Annotated in this window: 19 protein-coding genes and 1 tRNA gene; 12 read left to right on the top strand and 8 right to left on the bottom strand. The window is 45.5% G+C overall.

The features are described 5' to 3' along the window. Positions 1 to 89 precede the first annotated feature (89 nt). The 3 genes from psbD to N4J56_RS07030 all read right to left on the bottom strand — a co-directional run bounded on the left by psbD (position 90) and on the right by N4J56_RS07030 (position 3,910). Complete coding sequence (psbD, locus tag N4J56_RS07040) at positions 90 to 1,148, bottom strand: photosystem II D2 protein (photosystem q(a) protein) (RefSeq protein WP_015153746.1); 1,059 nt, start codon at positions 1,146 to 1,148, stop codon at positions 90 to 92. A gap of 305 nt (positions 1,149 to 1,453) precedes the next feature. Next, a complete protein-coding gene (locus N4J56_RS07035; protein ID WP_317105812.1) occupies positions 1,454 to 2,632 on the bottom strand; it encodes an AI-2E family transporter in 1,179 nt (392 codons plus the stop codon). 126 nt (positions 2,633 to 2,758) lie between these two features. Then, positions 2,759 to 3,910, bottom strand: a complete 1,152-nt coding sequence (locus N4J56_RS07030) for an AI-2E family transporter (RefSeq protein ID WP_317105811.1) — start codon at positions 3,908 to 3,910, stop codon at positions 2,759 to 2,761. A 369-nt stretch (positions 3,911 to 4,279) separates the two neighbouring features. On the opposite strand from N4J56_RS07030, the gene N4J56_RS07025 reads away from it, so the two are divergent. From N4J56_RS07025 to N4J56_RS06970, 12 genes are all read left to right on the top strand, one after another. Continuing rightward, complete coding sequence (locus N4J56_RS07025; protein ID WP_317105810.1) at positions 4,280 to 4,486, top strand: hypothetical protein; 207 nt, start codon at positions 4,280 to 4,282, stop codon at positions 4,484 to 4,486. Between the two features lie 50 nt (positions 4,487 to 4,536). After that, a complete protein-coding gene (locus tag N4J56_RS07020) occupies positions 4,537 to 4,932 on the top strand; it encodes a hypothetical protein (protein ID WP_317105809.1) in 396 nt (131 codons plus the stop codon). A 111-nt stretch (positions 4,933 to 5,043) separates the two neighbouring features. Next, positions 5,044 to 5,313, top strand: a complete 270-nt coding sequence (locus N4J56_RS07015; RefSeq protein ID WP_039715888.1) for a hypothetical protein — start codon at positions 5,044 to 5,046, stop codon at positions 5,311 to 5,313. Positions 5,314 to 5,328: 15 nt separating this feature from the next. Then, positions 5,329 to 5,997 carry an ABC transporter ATP-binding protein gene (locus N4J56_RS07010; RefSeq protein WP_317105808.1) on the top strand — a complete coding sequence of 223 codons (669 nt, stop codon included), beginning with the start codon at positions 5,329 to 5,331 and terminating at the stop codon, positions 5,995 to 5,997. 125 nt (positions 5,998 to 6,122) lie between these two features. Further along, positions 6,123 to 6,674 (top strand): NYN domain-containing protein, encoded by a 552-nt coding sequence (locus N4J56_RS07005; protein ID WP_317105807.1) that lies wholly within the window; start codon positions 6,123 to 6,125, stop codon positions 6,672 to 6,674. 88 nt (positions 6,675 to 6,762) lie between these two features. After that, positions 6,763 to 6,834 (top strand) — tRNA-Asn (locus N4J56_RS07000). A gap of 29 nt (positions 6,835 to 6,863) precedes the next feature. After that, entirely contained in the window at positions 6,864 to 7,310 is a 447-nt protein-coding gene (locus tag N4J56_RS06995; protein ID WP_317105806.1) for a DUF29 domain-containing protein, read from the top strand. A 71-nt stretch (positions 7,311 to 7,381) separates the two neighbouring features. Beyond that, the gene (locus N4J56_RS06990; protein ID WP_317105805.1) at positions 7,382 to 8,035 is read left to right on the top strand and encodes a hypothetical protein; all 654 of its coding nucleotides are present in this window, start codon (positions 7,382 to 7,384) and stop codon (positions 8,033 to 8,035) included. Between the two features lie 85 nt (positions 8,036 to 8,120). After that, a complete protein-coding gene (locus N4J56_RS06985; protein ID WP_317105804.1) occupies positions 8,121 to 8,723 on the top strand; it encodes a VWA domain-containing protein in 603 nt (200 codons plus the stop codon). Between the two features lie 77 nt (positions 8,724 to 8,800). Next, the gene (locus N4J56_RS06980) at positions 8,801 to 9,172 is read left to right on the top strand and encodes a salt stress protein, Slr1339 family (RefSeq protein WP_317105803.1); all 372 of its coding nucleotides are present in this window, start codon (positions 8,801 to 8,803) and stop codon (positions 9,170 to 9,172) included. A gap of 96 nt (positions 9,173 to 9,268) precedes the next feature. After that, on the top strand, positions 9,269 to 9,427 hold the full coding sequence (locus N4J56_RS06975) for a hypothetical protein (protein WP_317105802.1): 159 nt from the start codon (positions 9,269 to 9,271) through the stop codon (positions 9,425 to 9,427). Next, positions 9,382 to 9,951: a plasmid pRiA4b ORF-3 family protein gene (locus N4J56_RS06970; protein ID WP_317105801.1), complete on the top strand. Its 570-nt coding sequence runs from the start codon at positions 9,382 to 9,384 to the stop codon at positions 9,949 to 9,951. Before N4J56_RS06975 ends, N4J56_RS06970 begins: the two co-directional genes overlap by 46 nt. A 111-nt stretch (positions 9,952 to 10,062) precedes the next feature. Here N4J56_RS06970 and N4J56_RS06965 read toward each other — a convergent pair whose 3' ends face one another. The 5 genes from N4J56_RS06965 to pipX all read right to left on the bottom strand — a co-directional run bounded on the left by N4J56_RS06965 (position 10,063) and on the right by pipX (position 15,859). Then, the gene (locus N4J56_RS06965) at positions 10,063 to 12,732 is read right to left on the bottom strand and encodes an RNA helicase (protein WP_317105800.1); all 2,670 of its coding nucleotides are present in this window, start codon (positions 12,730 to 12,732) and stop codon (positions 10,063 to 10,065) included. Positions 12,733 to 12,910: 178 nt separating this feature from the next. After that, a complete protein-coding gene (gene proC / locus N4J56_RS06960; RefSeq protein ID WP_317105799.1) occupies positions 12,911 to 13,792 on the bottom strand; it encodes a pyrroline-5-carboxylate reductase in 882 nt (293 codons plus the stop codon). 97 nt (positions 13,793 to 13,889) lie between these two features. Further along, on the bottom strand, positions 13,890 to 14,453 hold the full coding sequence (locus N4J56_RS06955) for a cell division protein SepF (protein WP_317105798.1): 564 nt from the start codon (positions 14,451 to 14,453) through the stop codon (positions 13,890 to 13,892). 465 nt (positions 14,454 to 14,918) lie between these two features. Further along, on the bottom strand, positions 14,919 to 15,593 hold the full coding sequence (locus N4J56_RS06950; RefSeq protein ID WP_317105797.1) for a YggS family pyridoxal phosphate-dependent enzyme: 675 nt from the start codon (positions 15,591 to 15,593) through the stop codon (positions 14,919 to 14,921). Next, positions 15,590 to 15,859 (bottom strand): transcriptional coactivator PipX, encoded by a 270-nt coding sequence (gene pipX, locus N4J56_RS06945; protein WP_317105796.1) that lies wholly within the window; start codon positions 15,857 to 15,859, stop codon positions 15,590 to 15,592. The genes N4J56_RS06950 and pipX overlap by 4 nt, the downstream gene beginning before the upstream one ends. Between the last annotated feature and the right edge of the window lie 87 nt (positions 15,860 to 15,946).

The following is a 15,946-nucleotide window of genomic DNA, read 5'->3' as shown; positions in this document are numbered from 1 at the left end:
TATAGAAGAAAGAAAGTTAACACCCAATTGCAACCCATAGATTGCTTAGCATCAAGTCGAGAGGTTCGTAAACACTTCTCTTGACAAGATTAGAGTGCGTTACCGCGAGGTAGTACTTCCTCAGGGAACTCGAAGTTTTCGTGGGGTTGGTCTTGAGGTGCCATCCAAGCACGGATGCCCTCGTTGAGCAGAATGTTTTTGGTGTAGAAGGTCTCGAACTCGGGATCTTCCGCTGCCCGCAGCTCTTGAGAGACGAAGTCATATGCCCGCAGGTTCACCGCTAAGCCGACGACTCCCACCGCACTCATCCACAGTCCGGTCACTGGCACGAACAACATGAAGAAGTGCAACCAGCGCTTGTTGGAAAAGGCAATGCCAAAAATCTGCGACCAGAAGCGGTTTGCCGTCACCATCGAATAGGTCTCTTCCGATTGGGTTGGGTTGAAGGCAGGGAAGGTGTTGGAGCTATCGCCGTCTTCAAACAGCGTGTTTTCCACCGTCGCCCCGTGAATCGCGCACAACAGCGCTCCACCTAATACCCCGGCGACTCCCATCATGTGGAACGGGTTGAGCGTCCAGTTGTGGAACCCTTGGAAGAACAGCAAGAAGCGGAAAATCGCCGCGACTCCAAATGAAGGCGCAAAGAACCAGCCGGACTGTCCCAAGGGGTAGAGCAAGAAGACGCTAACAAAGACCGCAATTGGACCTGTGAATGCTAAAGCGTTGTATGGTCTGATTCCGACCAAGCGAGCAATTTCTAACTGCCGCAGGCAGAATCCAATCAGCGCAAATGCCCCGTGTAAGGCGACAAATGCCCACAAGCCCCCGAGTTGACACCAGCGCGTGAAGTCCCAGTTCGCTTCTGGTCCCCACAAAAACAGCAATGAGTGTCCCATGCTGTTGGCTGGGGTCGATACGGCTACGGTTAAGAAGTTGGCTCCTTCCAAGTAGCTGCTGGCAATCCCGTGGGTGTACCACGAGGTGACGAATGTCGTTCCGGTCAGCCATCCACCTAGTGCTAGGTAGGCGCAGGGGAATAGTAATAGCCCCGACCAACCGACGAATACAAATCTATCGCGCTTGAGCCAGTCGTCGAGAACGTCAAACCATCCTCTTTGACTCGGTGCGCGTCCTACTGCGATTGTCATGAGGACAAATCTCCAAATCTTCTTATGATTACTTTTTTGCGAGCTTTACGCCCAACTTTAAAAGCGTTTACTTTCACGTTAGGCAGAAAGTAGACCGAGTTGTAAACTCACTTTACGAATCTTAACTCACTCTAATTATTATTTGTACAACTGAACCGTAAATTGCAACAACCCTATTGGATGAATTCGATCGCGAGATTGTAGGTTTTTTCCTGTCTCTAGCAAGATGGAACGCCTAGTTGAACCCGTCTAAGGACGTATCATTTAAAAAATATGATTGGATAATTTTATGAATTTACTTCAAGTTATAAGTTTTTTCTTGCTTCAGTTGCCGCAGTTGTCACACTTAGATCTTCCATTTCTGAGAAACGTTTGGTTGAAGTCATACCATCCACCTCAGCATCTGTATCGACATCATCAGCAAAAGGATTGTGGAAGAAAGACCCCGTTTGGGGTGGTAGAGTCGGATCGAGAACAATTTCTGCCAAACTTTTTGCGACTCCAGTTAGGGGAATGGCGAGAATCACGCCTAAAAATCCGCCCAATTGCGCCCCCAGTAATAGAGAAATGAAAATAGCCACGGGCGATAAACCCGTCAGATTGCCTATAATCCGAGGTGCAACTAAATTATCTTTGACTTGTTGTAGGGCAACTGCAATCGCCAAAACCTGAAGCGCAAGCCACCAGTCGATAAAAGCAACCACGATCGCGACCGTACCAATACCTAAAGTCGCACCAATAAAAGGAATAACTTCTGTTAAGCCAATAAAAACGGCAAATAAGAGGAAAAACGGCACTCGCAGTGTCGAAAAAGCGATGGTGAGCGTGACAGCCATAAATAACCCTAGCAAGAGCTGTCCTGAGACAAAGCGCTGGAGATTGCGTTGCAAGGCAGCAGTTAAGCCAGAGCGAATTTGAGGCGAGAGGATACTCGTCAAACTATTCCACACCCTTTCCCCATCAATCAGCATGTAGAAGGAGAGGACTAAAATTAGAATTGCGTCCAAAAACCAATTAAACGTACCGATCGCCAAGCCTAGACTTTTAACTGCGATCGCTTCAGCCTGGGTTTGCAGCCGATCCAATAACAGCGATACAAGCAACTGGACATCAAAGGGTAAGTTATATTGAGCGCTCCAGGCTTGAAAAGTATTTAATTGTTCCTGAGCCGAATCGAGAATGGTTGGTAAGTTATTCACCAACTGCCGCGCCTGGTTAAATACAAGCGGTACTACAGTCAACGCGACAATCGCAAAGACAAATCCCGCTCCCAAGTAGACGAGTCCGGCTGCTACCGTGCGGGGTAAAAAAGTTTGCAATCCAGCTACGGCATAGTTGAGCAAAAAGGCAATTAGAGCGGCGCTAATGACAATACTTAATAATTCGCCCACATAACCCAAGGCTCGAAGCGTCACCGACACTGAAACCAAGATCAGCAGCCAAGTGATCAGAAATTGTTGAATCGGTAAAAAGGCGCGGTTCATCGTTAGTGAGTGGTGGGTGGCTAGTGGAACCAGTGGCTAGTGGCTAGTAGTAGATAGGGTGTAGGGTGTAGGGTGTAGGGTGTAGGGTGACTCCTGACTCCTGACTCCTGACTCCTGACCAGTTAGTTATTTTATCTCCTCAGCTCCCTGGGCTCCCTCAACTCCCTCAGCTCCCCCAACTCCCTCAGCTCTCTTTCCCCAGCTCCCTTTAAAATGTAATGTCTCTGCGGGATTTAAAGCATCTTCTGACACGGGGAGGAAGAGATCGAAAAGATTTTTCAAACAACTCGCGATCGGCACGGCTGTGAGTAAACCTAGTAACCCCCCAATTTTAGTCCCTACTGCCAAAGCTATTAGCACTCCAATCGGGCTTAAGCCTGTAAAACTACCCAATAACCGAGGAGCGATCGCTTGATCGATAATTTGGTCAACTACTACAGCTACCGTTAATGTTTTGGCTCCCAGCCAGAAGTCATGTACGGCGACTAACAGTCCAACGAGGCTGAAACTTAAAACGTCTCCAAAGGGAATTAAAGTCATTGCGCCGATTCCTAAGCCGAATAGTAATCCGAAAGGGACTCCTAAAGCCACAAATGCTAAAGTCATGGCTGTACCAACTAGTGCGGCTAGTGCCACCTGACCGATCAGATAATTTTGAAAGTTCTGCTGAAGCGATCGCTGTAGTGGAATACTCCAGCGAGATGGTAAACGTCCAAAAATGCCATGCCAAAGCCGTTCGCCGTCCAATAAGAGGTAAAACGTTAGCACGACGGTTAAAATTGCCTCGGAAACGCTATCAATAGTGCCAATAATTAGCATTACTAGTTCTTCGCCTAGAAACTGTAATTCATCTGGGAGGCGATCGCTCACTTGTGTGGTTAAATGAGTCAGATCGAAAGGTAACTGCTGCGTTTCTACCCAGGTGTCTATCATTTTTAGCTTTGCCGTTCCAGCGTCAATCCATTGCGGTAGTAGTCTCGCACCTTCGCTTAACTCTTCTATGAGTAGCGGAATTAAGGTAATACCTAAAGCTATCGATGTGACTAAAGCTATGAGAAAGACTAAGAATACTGCATATTGGCGTTGTACTTGGCGCTGTTGAAGCCACTGCACGGGGTAATTCAGAATGAAGGCTAATACCGCTGCTAAGCCGAATATGGTGATTAGAGGTTGAAAATACTGAAAAACTAGAAGTGCCAGCCACCCATTAAATACAAGTAAAGGAAATGGCAGAGCGATCGCCAACCATTGCCACAGTTTATTTTTGAAACCATTCATACCCTTTCACACCTAGCATCAGCCTGCGATCGATTTTCGCTCAGAAAGTACAGAAATTATCTTTCTCATCCTATGCCATTGCTATAAATATGGCGTGGCTCGCTAGATGGATGGTGTAAGTTTTTATACTTTGCATAGCCGCGATCGCTCTTTATTCTGTAAACAAAATTGAAGCTTTTTAGGAATTAAATTGGCTATTCTTGCATACAATTCCCCGTAGGTATACATAGCATAAATAGCTGTATTCAAAAATACAAAACTTATTTATTCTGTTAAATAGAATCTTTGAAAATCGACCGATCGAGTATTAAAATAACGCTGCTATCCCTAAATTTACTTAAGATTAATGTAGGTTAATCGGAGGGTTTTGTGAAACAAAGAGATAGCTCACTAGATGTTATTGAAGGGTTGGCTTGTATCATGATGATTTTGGCTCATGCCACTCTAGGTTCACAAGAAAGTACGCTGGTGAAAAACTTGGCTTTCTTTGGGGGTTTTGCTCCAACTTTATTTTATGCCGTCTCTGATGTTACGAATATGTTTCAAGCCATATGTCTGCGTCTTATTTTATTTTAAGTAAAGCGCTTGTATTGATGGTTTTCTATTTTCTTAGAACTCATCGAGTCATGGCACAAAACAAACTTTTAGTTTACTTTGGCAAAAACTCACTTCTATTTTTGTACGTTCACTTCATTATTTTACTAAAATTTAATAGCATGGAATATCGTCAGGCTTATGTTGTTTGGATTATGACAACAGGGCTGACTTTTGCGTTTATGAAACTGTGCCAATATCTCAATCAATACATCGAAAGATATTTTGATAATATAGCAGTCTGGATTGTAGCGATCGCGCTGATATGTACCTTACCAATAGTCTTCATGCACCAACCCAAGTACGTTGTATGGGGAGAAATGCTGCTAGGAATTATATTCGCTTGTAACTATCAAACCCTTTCCCAACTTGTAAAAAGAAAACTATCAGCCCAAAATAGCCTGAAATCGGTTATGGATAACTGGTAGGTCGTAAGTCGTAAGTCGTAAGTAAGAATTTATCCACTACTCCCCGCTCCCTGCTCCCTGCTCCCTGAAAGGTTAAGATGAGAGCAGCTTAGTCACGATGTTGAAGATAAAATGTTCACGATCGACTTGACAATCAAAAACACAGCCTTTCCGGTGTCAGTACAACGGAAGGAAACTGCGGATGCAGAAGCAGCATACAATCAAATTCTGGCAGCAATGCGCAGTGGAAATCCAGAGATTATCGAACTGACGTGCGATCGCCAGCCAGAAAAGAAAGTCGCCGTCCGTACCAGCGAAATTTCTGGGGTGCAGATCTCGCAAAAAGACAGCACGGCTGCTGGCAAAACCCCTGGCTTTTTTGCCTTTACCGAATCTAAATAATTAGCTGGGGTGTCAATGGCTGAATCTGCCATTCAAGTTCGGGATTTGTGCTTTAGTTGGTCTAGCGGAGAACGAGTTTTTCAATCTCTCTCTTTAGAAGTACCAAGGGGAGAGTTTTGGATGTTGTTGGGAGTCAACGGTAGCGGTAAGTCTACTTTACTGCGGTTGTTAGCAGACTTGTTAACACCTCAGTCCGGTCAAATTGGCATCGTGCATCCAGTTGGCTTTGTCTTTCAAAATCCCGATCACCAACTCGTAATGCCGACTGTGGGGGCTGATGTGGCTTTTGGATTGGTGGAAGAAAAACTCTCCATTTCCCAAGTCCGTCAGCGAGTTACAGAAGCGCTGGCTGCGGTAAATTTATTAGAACTACAGCGCCGTCCGATTTATGCCCTGAGTGGAGGACAAAAGCAGCGCGTTGCTATCGCTGGGGCGATCGCCCGTCGTTGCGAAGTTTTGTTGCTTGACGAACCTACAGCCCTCCTCGATCCTGATAGTCAACTCGATCTAGTAGCGCAGGTGCAAAATTTGGTTAAAAGTCGGGGAATGACAGCCCTTTGGGTGACGCATCGTCTCGACGAGTTGAACTATTGCGACGGTGCTTTTTTACTCGAACGCGGCTGTCTGATCGATCGGGGAGAACCAAAACGGTTGCGACAAAAACTGATGGAAGTCGCAGCATAGGACACAGCAAGGGCTTGGCACTACCAAGCCCTTGCTATTTACCCCTGAGTGTCATGCGTGATACGCAAACAAAGATTAAAATTGTGAATAATAAATTTTATATTTAGTAACATTCACAGCGAACCATGTCACCCCCTTCGACTCAACCTGTTTTGCTAGTAGATGGCTACAACATCATTGGCGCTTGGCAACACCTGAAAATAGCCCGCGATCGCGACGGATTAGAGGCAGCGCGGTGGCAGCTGGCAGAAGCTTTAATTAGTTACAGTGCTTTTAAGGGATTAAGTACTCAAATTGTTTTTGACGCTCAGTATCAGCAGACTATTGGGACTCAAGAAGTCAAAACAGAAAATCTATCTGTATACTACACCAATTTCGGCGAAACGGCAGACACATATATAGAAAGGATCTGCGCGGCATACTACAGGCAGTATTTAAATCGCTCGCTCTGCTCCCGTTTGATTGTTGCTACCTCCGATCGCGCTCAGCAACTAACTGTCATGGGTTACGGTGCGGAATGGCTCTCAGCATTGCAACTGAGACAGGAAGTTGAGGCAGCTACGATGCGATCGCGCCGCAAACACAAACAAGGCAAACAATCATCAGGTAGATTTCTGGCTTCGGCGATCGACCCGAAAGCGCGGCAAAAGCTAGCTAAAATGCGCTTTGGCTTGTAAATTTGGTGCAGTAGAAAACAAATTCTCAAAAAAAATTAGTCAGGGACTTGCAAAACCTGTTTATAAGGGTTATTATAAATATTCGCAATCCTCAGTAGCTCAGTGGTAGAGCGGTCGGCTGTTAACCGATTGGTCGTAAGTTCGAATCTTACCTGGGGAGTTATCAAAAATGAATTAAGAGGCAGCAATATGACTGCATACGACACAGACTACGGATTGTGGTTGAACGAGCAGATCGAGCGCCTGAAAACTCGTCAGTGGGAGCAAATAGACGTAGAGAACCTGATTGAAGAGTTAGAGCAGTTGAATAAAAGCAACAAACGCGAACTTTACAGCTATTTAGTTGTAGTTCTTTCCCATTTACTGAAGTGGCAATATCAGCCGCAAATGCGTAGTGGTAGTTGGCGCGGTTCTATTAGCAATAGCAGAAAGCGTATCGGTCGGCTATTTAAGGATCAGCCATCACTTAAACCATATGTAGCAGAAATTTTGGTAGAGGCATACGCAGAAGCTAGCGAATGGGCATCAGACGAGACAGGAATACCAGTTTCATTCTTTCCTCCAGAGTGCCTTTACACTGTAGAGCAGATCCTAGCTGTTGATTTTTTTCCTGATGACGTTGAAACAAGAGAATGAAGAGTAGGGAGTAGAAGGCGATCGCCTACAATACCCCTCATAGATTCGACTCTAAAGGAGTATCTGGTTTCATGGGTGTCTCAGCGTATTATCAAGCCATACCTGAAGAGTCTAGGTTATTTCATCGGGTTCAAACTGAGAAGCAATTCAGCTATCTTTTCGATCTCCTGTTTCCATACAGCTACGGCATTTTTTACATCCTGATGTGGCAGCATGAGGATGATGGTAGTCTTGATGAGATACTGGATGGAGTCGCTGAGTCTAAAGAAATATTCAACTCTAGATCTGAGGTAGATCTGTGCTTTAATCAACTTTGTGCAGAGTTAGAACAGGCAAGCAGATTGTATCCAGGGCTGGAAGATCGAGGTATTTATTTAGAAAACATTCAATCAGTTTTTGAAGAAAGACTAGTGCGGGAGTTGAAAAGCAGACAACTCGATCGCTTACTCCCCTATGTAGAAAAGTTACTGGGTGGCGATCGCCCTTTTGGGTTGGAGCCGCAGAATGGTTTAGATTTATATATAGTGCCATCCTCAATAGTAAAAGAAGGTGTGCGAATATTTAGGGAAGTAGAACCAGAAACACTGTTTAATCCAGCGTTAGCGCAGCTTAACGAAGTTATCGCACCAAAAGAGGAAAACGCATTAGAAAGATTTGAGTGGTGGAGAGGTTTTTATCTAGAAGCAGCTGATAAAGGAGAGGCTGTGCTGATTGAATTTTGCTAATAGAAATGCGATCGCCTGCTCAAACAGCTGACGGAAAAGCGATCGCTGGCTAGACTAGACCAAGCTGAGCATAGGAGAGTCTAGTATGAAAGACCGCGACTACACTTTAATTCTTGACAAAAGCGGCAGTATGTCCACTCCCGACCAACAGGGGGGTAAAAGTAGATGGGAAGTTGCTCAAGAGTCTACTTTAGCAGTGGCGAGAAAGTGCGAACAGTTCGATCCTGATGGTATTACCGTGTATGTTTTTTCCGGTAAGTTTAAGCGTTACGATGATGTGACATCAGCGAAAGTCTCTCAAATCTTTTTAGAAAACGATCCGGTGGGGACGACGAATCTAGCATCCGTGCTACAAGATGCGACTAATAATTACTTTCAGCGCAAAGCCAAGGGACAGACAAAACCAGAGGGAGAGACGATTGTCGTTGTCACTGATGGGGAACCAGACGATCGCCGTGCGGTGTTTGAAGTTATCATCAATGCTACCCGTCAGATGGAAAGGGATGAAGAACTGGCAATTTCAATGATCCAAGTCGGTTCCGATCCGCAAGCCACCAAATTTCTGAAAGCACTAGACGATCAATTGCAGGGAGTTGGCGCTAAATTTGATATTTGCGATACGGTGACTTTAGATGATTTAGAAGATATGAGTTTATCTGAAGTGCTGATGAACGCTATTGGTGATTGAGTTAGAATGGCGGTTGAATAAAGGCAGAGGGCAGAAGAATCAAAGCTTACTTTCAGTTTTGCTAATTTGCTAAATATATGGATGAGATCGATCGCCTGCTATCACAATTGAAGGCTGAAAATGAAAAGCTGCAACCCGCACCTAATCCTCAACCGCCAGCAGCTAAATCTGGTGATGCGATCGATCGCTTGTTAGAGCGAGTAAAATCCGATCGCGATCGCCAGAATAGAGAACAAGAAGAAATTAGACAAGCACAATTCAAAGCCGAACAACTGAAACAACAGCAACTTCAGCAAGAAAAACGAAAAGAGTTACAAAAAACGGCTCAAGTGTGGTTGGACAAGTTAGATCCGTTTTCTCCTGAAGGGTTGTGGTTTGAACGGTTTGCCGAGAAATACGAATCGAAACTAGCAGCAGCAATTGATTATTTGCTAGAAAATCTAGGATAAGATTGTTATTCGGAAAAGCTTTATTTGAAATGTCGCGCAAAGGCGCAGAGGCGCAAAGCGAGTTCATTATACCTCTTTGCGACTTTGCGTCTTTGCATGACAAAATCTCTTGCGATCGCCCTTCCTCAAGCATGGGATAATAGAGAACCGTTAGAAGCAGAAAACTATGCCTTATTGCTAGATATATTGTTGAATTCTCTGCCTCAACCATGCCACCTCGCAAGCAAACAACAGAGCGATCGGTTTATCAGCTGAAAATAACGCTTCAAGATTTGCGTCCGCCAATTTGGAGACGAGTCCAAGTCTACAGCGATATCACCCTGGCTAAATTGCATCGAATTATTCAAGAGGCAATGGGCTGGACAAATTCCCATCTTCATGCTTTCACAATTCAGGGCGTAGAATACGGGCAACCGATGCCAGACTACGATCTTGATATGCGGAACGAACGGACGGCGAAGTTAAGCCAAGTCGCGCCTGGGGAAAAGTTCAAATTCCACTATACCTATGACATGGGCGATTCTTGGGAGCATGAAATTTTAGTCGAGAAAGTACTACCAGCCGAACCGCAGATGCATTATCCGCTGTGTTTAACAGGTAAACGCGCCTGTCCGCCAGAGGACTGCGGTGGAGTTTGGGGTTATGCAGAATTTTTAGAAGCAATTCAAGATCCAAACCATTCGGAACATGAATCGATGTTGGAATGGGTTGGTGGTGCGTTCGATCCCGAAGCCTTCTATCTAGACGAAGTAAATCAACAACTGAAGCAGATTCGGTGAAACGGCTAAGTCAACAATTTTGACTTTTGTACGGGCGGGTTTAGATAGTAATTTTCTAATAATTCATGAGAAAATTTAGAAATAAACCCGCCCCTACTGAACTTTTGACTTTTATTCTTCTTCAAGTACTTCGTTGACTGGGAAACGATCCATCAGTTGAATTGCCCGATAAGCATTGCGACGTAAAGACTCTGACAAAAATGGAATGTGGGGAATTTGAGAGAGTAAATCTAACGTTCGGCGCAGCAATCTGACGACATCACCTTCATCTAAACTCGTATTAGCACATAATTCCACCCATTCTACGCCTAGCGACCACTGCTCGATTAAAGCTACTAAATCGTATTCCAACCAAATTGGAATTGTGACGTTATAGCGCCGCTGTAATTGAAATAACTGTCGCCGAATCGGACGGATACTCGCCAAGGCAATATCGACTTCTTCTGATAAGAGATAGCGTACCCAACTATCGGGACGGGGTGTTTCCGTGACTAGCGCCGCGATCGCCGCAGCAAGGTGATGGGGAGCGAGATTGTCTAGTTCGCCACTGGCAAGGGCTAAACCCAACCACAGTTCGTTATCTCCTCTGACAGCAGCAGCAATTTTGCCTAAGTTGGTTGGCGTAAGATCGTCCAAAGCACCAAATCGCTGCAAAATCTCCATTAAGTGCAGAAATTCTTCCCAGTGACGGTGGGCGTAACGTTCTAACTCTGCCTGTCTTTCCTCAATTTCTGTTTGCAGTTGAGCAATTCTAGTCTTGCGTTTGAGAATACTGGCGGGATTGCCTAGATGATGCAAAGGATGGGCTGTTAGTTGCTCTTGTACGGCAATAACTCGGTGTTGTTGTTCTAAAACCTCCGGTGCAGCGTGCCACGGAGGTAGGTCAGGAATTTGTGCCGCAATTGTTGCTGTTTCTTCATTCCCTTTACGTGCTTGCCCTGGTTTAAGGGGCATTTCTACAGGCGGCATCAGATGTTCGGGAATATCTAATCGAGCAAATTCGGCAAATAAATCTGCTATATCGCTACTAGCTGCTACGTACCAGCGATTATCTCGACCCAAACAAATAAAATAAGGTGCTTGTCCCGAACCAGGAATTTTCGCTACCAACACCGCTGGGATGGGCGTTGATGTTTGGACGTGCTTGCCGCGCAAACTCAATAACGTACCCGACATGGCAAAATTAATCGTCAGGCTCAATTGCTCTAGTCGTGCCTCTAATGCCTGTTCCTCCAGTACCTTCAAGAGTTGGCGTTCGACTTTGAGCCGTTGTCGCAATTTCTCATAATGATTTAACCGATCCTCATCGACCGACTGCATTTGAGTTTGCAAGTCGGCAAGTCGATCTTCCATCTCGGCGATCGCATCGTATTGGGGTTTCAAATACAATGTGGCGAGATACTGCCCAAAACTACGCTCGATCAGCTCTTTCGCTTCTGCTAAATTATGAATTTGCAGCAGATTTAACACCATGCCGTAGCTGGGAGCAAACTGACTCACTAGCGGGTCTGGTTTAGCAGTGGCTAGATATACAGCTTCTTTCGCGCCTTCAAATGGCGTTTGCAAAGTGACGACGTGACCGAGCTTATCCATCCCTCGCCGTCCGGCGCGTCCTGCCATTTGCAAGAATTCGGAAGGATTGAGCAAGCGGTGTCCGCGATCTGTACGTTTGGATAAGGTAGAAATTACCGTTGTCCGCGCTGGCATATTAATTCCTGCCGCTAGCGTTTCAGTCGCGAAGACAACTTTAATTAAACCCTGCTGAAACAATTCTTCTACTAACCCCTTCCAGGCTGGTAATATACCCGCGTGGTGAGCGGCAATCCCGCGATAGAGAGGTTCTACTTGTCCGACACGTCCTGCATCTGGGTTACGGCGCAAAAATTCATCAATTTGGATTTTGAGTTGAGCCGCTTCTTCTGGATTAACTAGCGTTACGCCTGCTAGTTCCTCGACGGCTTTATCGCAACCGCGACGGCTGAAAATAAAGTAAATGGCTGGTAGCATATCTCTAGAGTAGAGATGCCCCACGGTGTCAATTAACTTAGGAGTTTCCGGTCTGGGTCCCTGCTTTCTGTCGCTACTACCCTTTTTCGGTCGCAGTCGCGGATTGAGTTTTCCAGTCTTGGGATCGAGTAAAGGAAATATTCCTTTAGGATTGCCAAAATAGAATTCGAGCGGGACGGGACGAAATTCAGAATAGATTAGCTCCGTGGGTCCATGAACGCGACAGATCCAATCTGTCAGTTGGTCGCTATTGGCGATCGTGGCTGAAAGTGCCACCAGTTGAATATCTGGCGGACAATAAATAATAGATTCTTCCCATACTGTCCCCCGCTGGCGATCGTTCATGTAATGGCATTCATCCAGAACCACTGCTTCTACACCTTCAAGGGATGTTCCCACTTCACCAATGGGAGTACCGTAGAGCATATTACGAAAAATTTCCGTAGTCATCACCAAGATTGGTGCATCACGGTTAATCGAAACATCGCCTGTTAACAATCCGACCAAATCTGCCCCAAAGCGAGAGCGAAAGTCGCGTAATTTTTGATTCGATAGCGCTTTGAGCGGCGTAGTGTAAAAAACTCTCTTGCCTCTAGAGAGGGCGCGATAGATCGCGTATTCCCCTATTAAAGTTTTGCCAGAACCCGTAGGCGCACATACAACTACGGAGCGATTGGCATTCAGTGCCGCGATCGCCTGTCGTTGGAACTCATCCAGCTCAAACGGAAAAATACTCTCTAGATTTAGGTCAGCTTGCAGTTGGGGAATTTTCACTCAATAATTTATTCAACACCCTTTATTAATAGAGTAACCAATCTTGGAAATTTAGGGAGCAGGGAGCAGGGAGCAGAGGAGCAGAGGAGCAGAGGAGCAGTGGGGAAAATCAATTCAATATCCAAAATCCCCACACCTTACACCCCACACCCTACACCCCACACCCTTTCTTCACTGCTCACTGATTTCCCAGTTCTCGCGATCGCCTTGTTGCGGCAACTACGGCTTCAATTAGGGCAGAACGAAAGCCTGCTTTTTCTAAGGCTGATACTCCAGCAATTGTTGTTCCGCCGGGGCTAGTGACGCGATCTTTTAATTCGGCTGGGTGAATGCTTGTTTCTTGCAGGAGCTGCAACGTGCCTTTGACAGTTTGCTGGGCGAGTTGGTTAGCAATATTTCGGGGTAAGCCTGCGGCTACGCCACCATCGGCTAATGCTTCTACTAAGATGGCTACGTAAGCCGGACCCGAACCAGAAAGTCCCGTAACGGCATCCATTAGCGACTCTGAAACTTCTACGACTTCTCCTACTGCTGAAAAGAGTTGCAGGGCAATTTGTTTGTGAACGTCGCTGGCGCGATCGCCTAGAGCGATCGCCGTCATACCTGCGCCAACTGTAGCAGGGGTATTGGGCATTGCCCGAATAACTGGTAAATGAGGAAAAGCCTTCTCTAGCTGCTGTAAGGTTACGCCTGCCATGATGGAAATTATCAACGGCAATTGTGTTGTAGTAGGGGCGCACCGCTGTGCGTCCTTATTGGATAAATCTGCCAAGTCTTGGCTAATTGCTGCAAATATCTGCGGTTTTACTGCCAATACAACTGTATCTGCCGATAAGACTTTGGCATTTTCTGTTGTTACTTGAATGCCATATTGTTGCTGCAAAAAATTGCGACGTGACGGCTGCGGATCGCTGGCTATGACTTCTAAAGGTTGATAAATTCGCCCACTAATAAGGCGGGATAAAATGGCTTCTCCCATTACCCCGCCACCAATAATACCTAACTTAATTGACGATTTTTCCATAGCGATCGGCTCATAGCTATCAGTCTGTTTTGTCATGTGTCATTTGTCGTTTGTCATTTGTATTTATCGATGTTTGTAACCAATGACTCATGACTGATGACGATTGACCGTCTAGGAGCTGAAGAACCGTATTTTAACCAGATTGAGCTATTCTAGTCGATTCAGCCGTCCATGCGGGTGCGGGTGCGCTCATGCGCTGGGGACGTGTAGGTACGGCTTGTGGGAGGTCGTGACCCAGAGTTCCTGGAGTTGTGACTTGAACGCATAGCGGTGTAAACAGGAAGATGCTTTCACCCACTCGCTCTTGGTGTCCGTCCATCGCGTAAGTTCCGCCAGCCACAAAATCCACAGCGCGCTGTGCTTGGTCTGGTTCCATCATTGTTAAATTTAACACCACCATCTTGCGATCGCGTAGAGCTTGAATGGCTTGTGGCATTTCCTCAAAGGAACGCGGCTCCATCAGAACTACTTCGTAATTACCGTTCAATGCTCCATGCATATCAATTACATTCCCTTTACCACCTGCGTTAACTTGATTCCAGCGACGCTGCTGGCGCGTTTCTTTTTCTGGTACAGGGGTAGGTTCGGGTGAGTATGCCTCATCCCCTGATTCTTCAACATCATCGAATTCGTCTTCGTATTCGTACTCTTCGTTAGTACCAACGAGCCAATGCTTCAGCTTAGAAAACGTACTCACTTCACTCTCCCTTGCGTTACACGCTACAAATCTACTGGGAAAAACCGTTTCGAGCAACTACCAAATAAGCAATGATTTAGGAAGTTGGCGTTCATGTTATCCGCCTTTTTGAGGTTTCACTGCGAATCTTAGCAATTCTTGAAATTTGATAAATCGCCTTTTTTGTAGTCAAATTTACAAGTTTCGGTTATTTCTCAGCTAGAATTTTGACTTCACAGTATACAGTTGTCAAGTCTATTTTTCGGAAATTTTTAATATTCACTTTGGTTTTTCTTCAAAAAGTTATTTGACATGCGAAAGCATGGATCGGAGATTGAGAATCAAGGTTTATGCGAGAAGTCAACTGATAACCGATCGCTAATAACTGCTCGCCGGTCACCGATCGCTTTTTTGTACAGACGTTACATGTTTGTAGAGACGTTGCATGCAACGTCTCTACACTGCTCCCTGGTCACTGCTCCCTGGTCACTGATAACTGCGATCGCCAAAAATTATCCGTCCTAAACGTACCATCGTTGCTCCAGCTTGGACGGCTAATTGGTAATCGTCAGACATTCCCATTGATAACTGCTGCATCTGAAGATTAGACCAGTGTTGCTGCCGAATTTTGTCAGCTAAATCGCGAGTTTGCTCGAAGAGATTGAGAATTTCGGCATCATTCAAATCTAAGGGTGGAATTGCCATCAAGCCTTCGATTTGCAGGTTACGACAGCGATTTAGTTCTGGTAAGCTGGCTAACAAGTCGGGAATAGTCCAACCGGACTTATTCGGATCGCTGAGAATTTTGACCTGCAAACACATTTGAGGACGGCAACATAACTCTTGTGCCATTCGGTCTAGACGTTGAGCCAACTTTAAGCTATCGAGAGAATGAATCCATTGAAAAAGTTCTACAGCTCTTTTGGCTTTGTTGCTTTGCAAACTACCAATCAAGTGCCAAGTGATGTCTGGTAAATCTTGTAATTGTTGCTGTTTGCTAGCGGCTTCTTGAATGCGACTTTCGCCAAAATCCCGAATTCCAGCTTGATATGCTACTCGCATCGCCTCTACGGATACCTGCTTGGTGACGGCGATTAACCGGACGGTAGCTGGTAGTTGTTGACGGATAAGCGCAATACGTTCGGCAATCTGATTAGTCATTGGAAGGTGGCTTGCAAAATCTTCTGTAATCGATCGTACTCTTGGTATTGACCGTTACGACGTAAGAATCGCAGTCGAGTCTCCAATAGTAAGCGAGCTTCAGAACGACTCACTGGCTCGAATTTCATCCCTGAAGCTTCAATCGTCACTAAAAAAAACAAGCGCTGGGCGTAGAGCGTGGTGAAAACTTCTTGATGTTCCTCCAAAAGGCAGATGCGGAATAACAACCCAAATGTAGGATGATTCAAATAATTTTCTGTATTCATCAACAGCGATCGCAGCTTAAAACATGTATTTTATGGCAGTGAAGTAGATCGATTGTCTAAATTTGTAATTTGTATTTCATTATTCAC

The sequence above is a fragment of the Chroococcidiopsis sp. SAG 2025 genome (genome assembly GCF_032860985.1).
GTDB lineage: Bacteria > Cyanobacteriota > Cyanobacteriia > Cyanobacteriales > Chroococcidiopsidaceae > Chroococcidiopsis.
The sequence above is the reverse complement of the archived record's forward strand: the minus strand, read 5'-3'. Positions and strand labels throughout refer to the sequence as shown.

Excerpts from the sequence above, each read along its gene's own strand:
- psbD (WP_015153746.1), bottom strand. The coding sequence starts at position 1,148 with ATGACAATCGCAGTAGGACGCGCACCGAGTCAAAGAGGATGGTTTGAC.
- N4J56_RS07035 (WP_317105812.1), bottom strand. The coding sequence starts at position 2,632 with ATGAACCGCGCCTTTTTACCGATTCAACAATTTCTGATCACTTGGCTG.
- N4J56_RS07030 (WP_317105811.1), bottom strand. The coding sequence starts at position 3,910 with ATGAATGGTTTCAAAAATAAACTGTGGCAATGGTTGGCGATCGCTCTG.
- N4J56_RS07020 (WP_317105809.1), top strand. The coding sequence starts at position 4,537 with ATGGCACAAAACAAACTTTTAGTTTACTTTGGCAAAAACTCACTTCTA.
- N4J56_RS07015 (WP_039715888.1), top strand. The coding sequence starts at position 5,044 with ATGTTCACGATCGACTTGACAATCAAAAACACAGCCTTTCCGGTGTCA.
- N4J56_RS07010 (WP_317105808.1), top strand. The coding sequence starts at position 5,329 with ATGGCTGAATCTGCCATTCAAGTTCGGGATTTGTGCTTTAGTTGGTCT.
- N4J56_RS07005 (WP_317105807.1), top strand. The coding sequence starts at position 6,123 with ATGTCACCCCCTTCGACTCAACCTGTTTTGCTAGTAGATGGCTACAAC.
- N4J56_RS06995 (WP_317105806.1), top strand. The coding sequence starts at position 6,864 with ATGACTGCATACGACACAGACTACGGATTGTGGTTGAACGAGCAGATC.
- N4J56_RS06990 (WP_317105805.1), top strand. The coding sequence starts at position 7,382 with ATGGGTGTCTCAGCGTATTATCAAGCCATACCTGAAGAGTCTAGGTTA.
- N4J56_RS06985 (WP_317105804.1), top strand. The coding sequence starts at position 8,121 with ATGAAAGACCGCGACTACACTTTAATTCTTGACAAAAGCGGCAGTATG.
- N4J56_RS06980 (WP_317105803.1), top strand. The coding sequence starts at position 8,801 with ATGGATGAGATCGATCGCCTGCTATCACAATTGAAGGCTGAAAATGAA.
- N4J56_RS06975 (WP_317105802.1), top strand. The coding sequence starts at position 9,269 with ATGACAAAATCTCTTGCGATCGCCCTTCCTCAAGCATGGGATAATAGA.
- N4J56_RS06970 (WP_317105801.1), top strand. The coding sequence starts at position 9,382 with ATGCCACCTCGCAAGCAAACAACAGAGCGATCGGTTTATCAGCTGAAA.
- proC (WP_317105799.1), bottom strand. The coding sequence starts at position 13,792 with ATGACAAAACAGACTGATAGCTATGAGCCGATCGCTATGGAAAAATCG.
- N4J56_RS06950 (WP_317105797.1), bottom strand. The coding sequence starts at position 15,593 with ATGACTAATCAGATTGCCGAACGTATTGCGCTTATCCGTCAACAACTA.
- pipX (WP_317105796.1), bottom strand. The coding sequence starts at position 15,859 with ATGAATACAGAAAATTATTTGAATCATCCTACATTTGGGTTGTTATTC.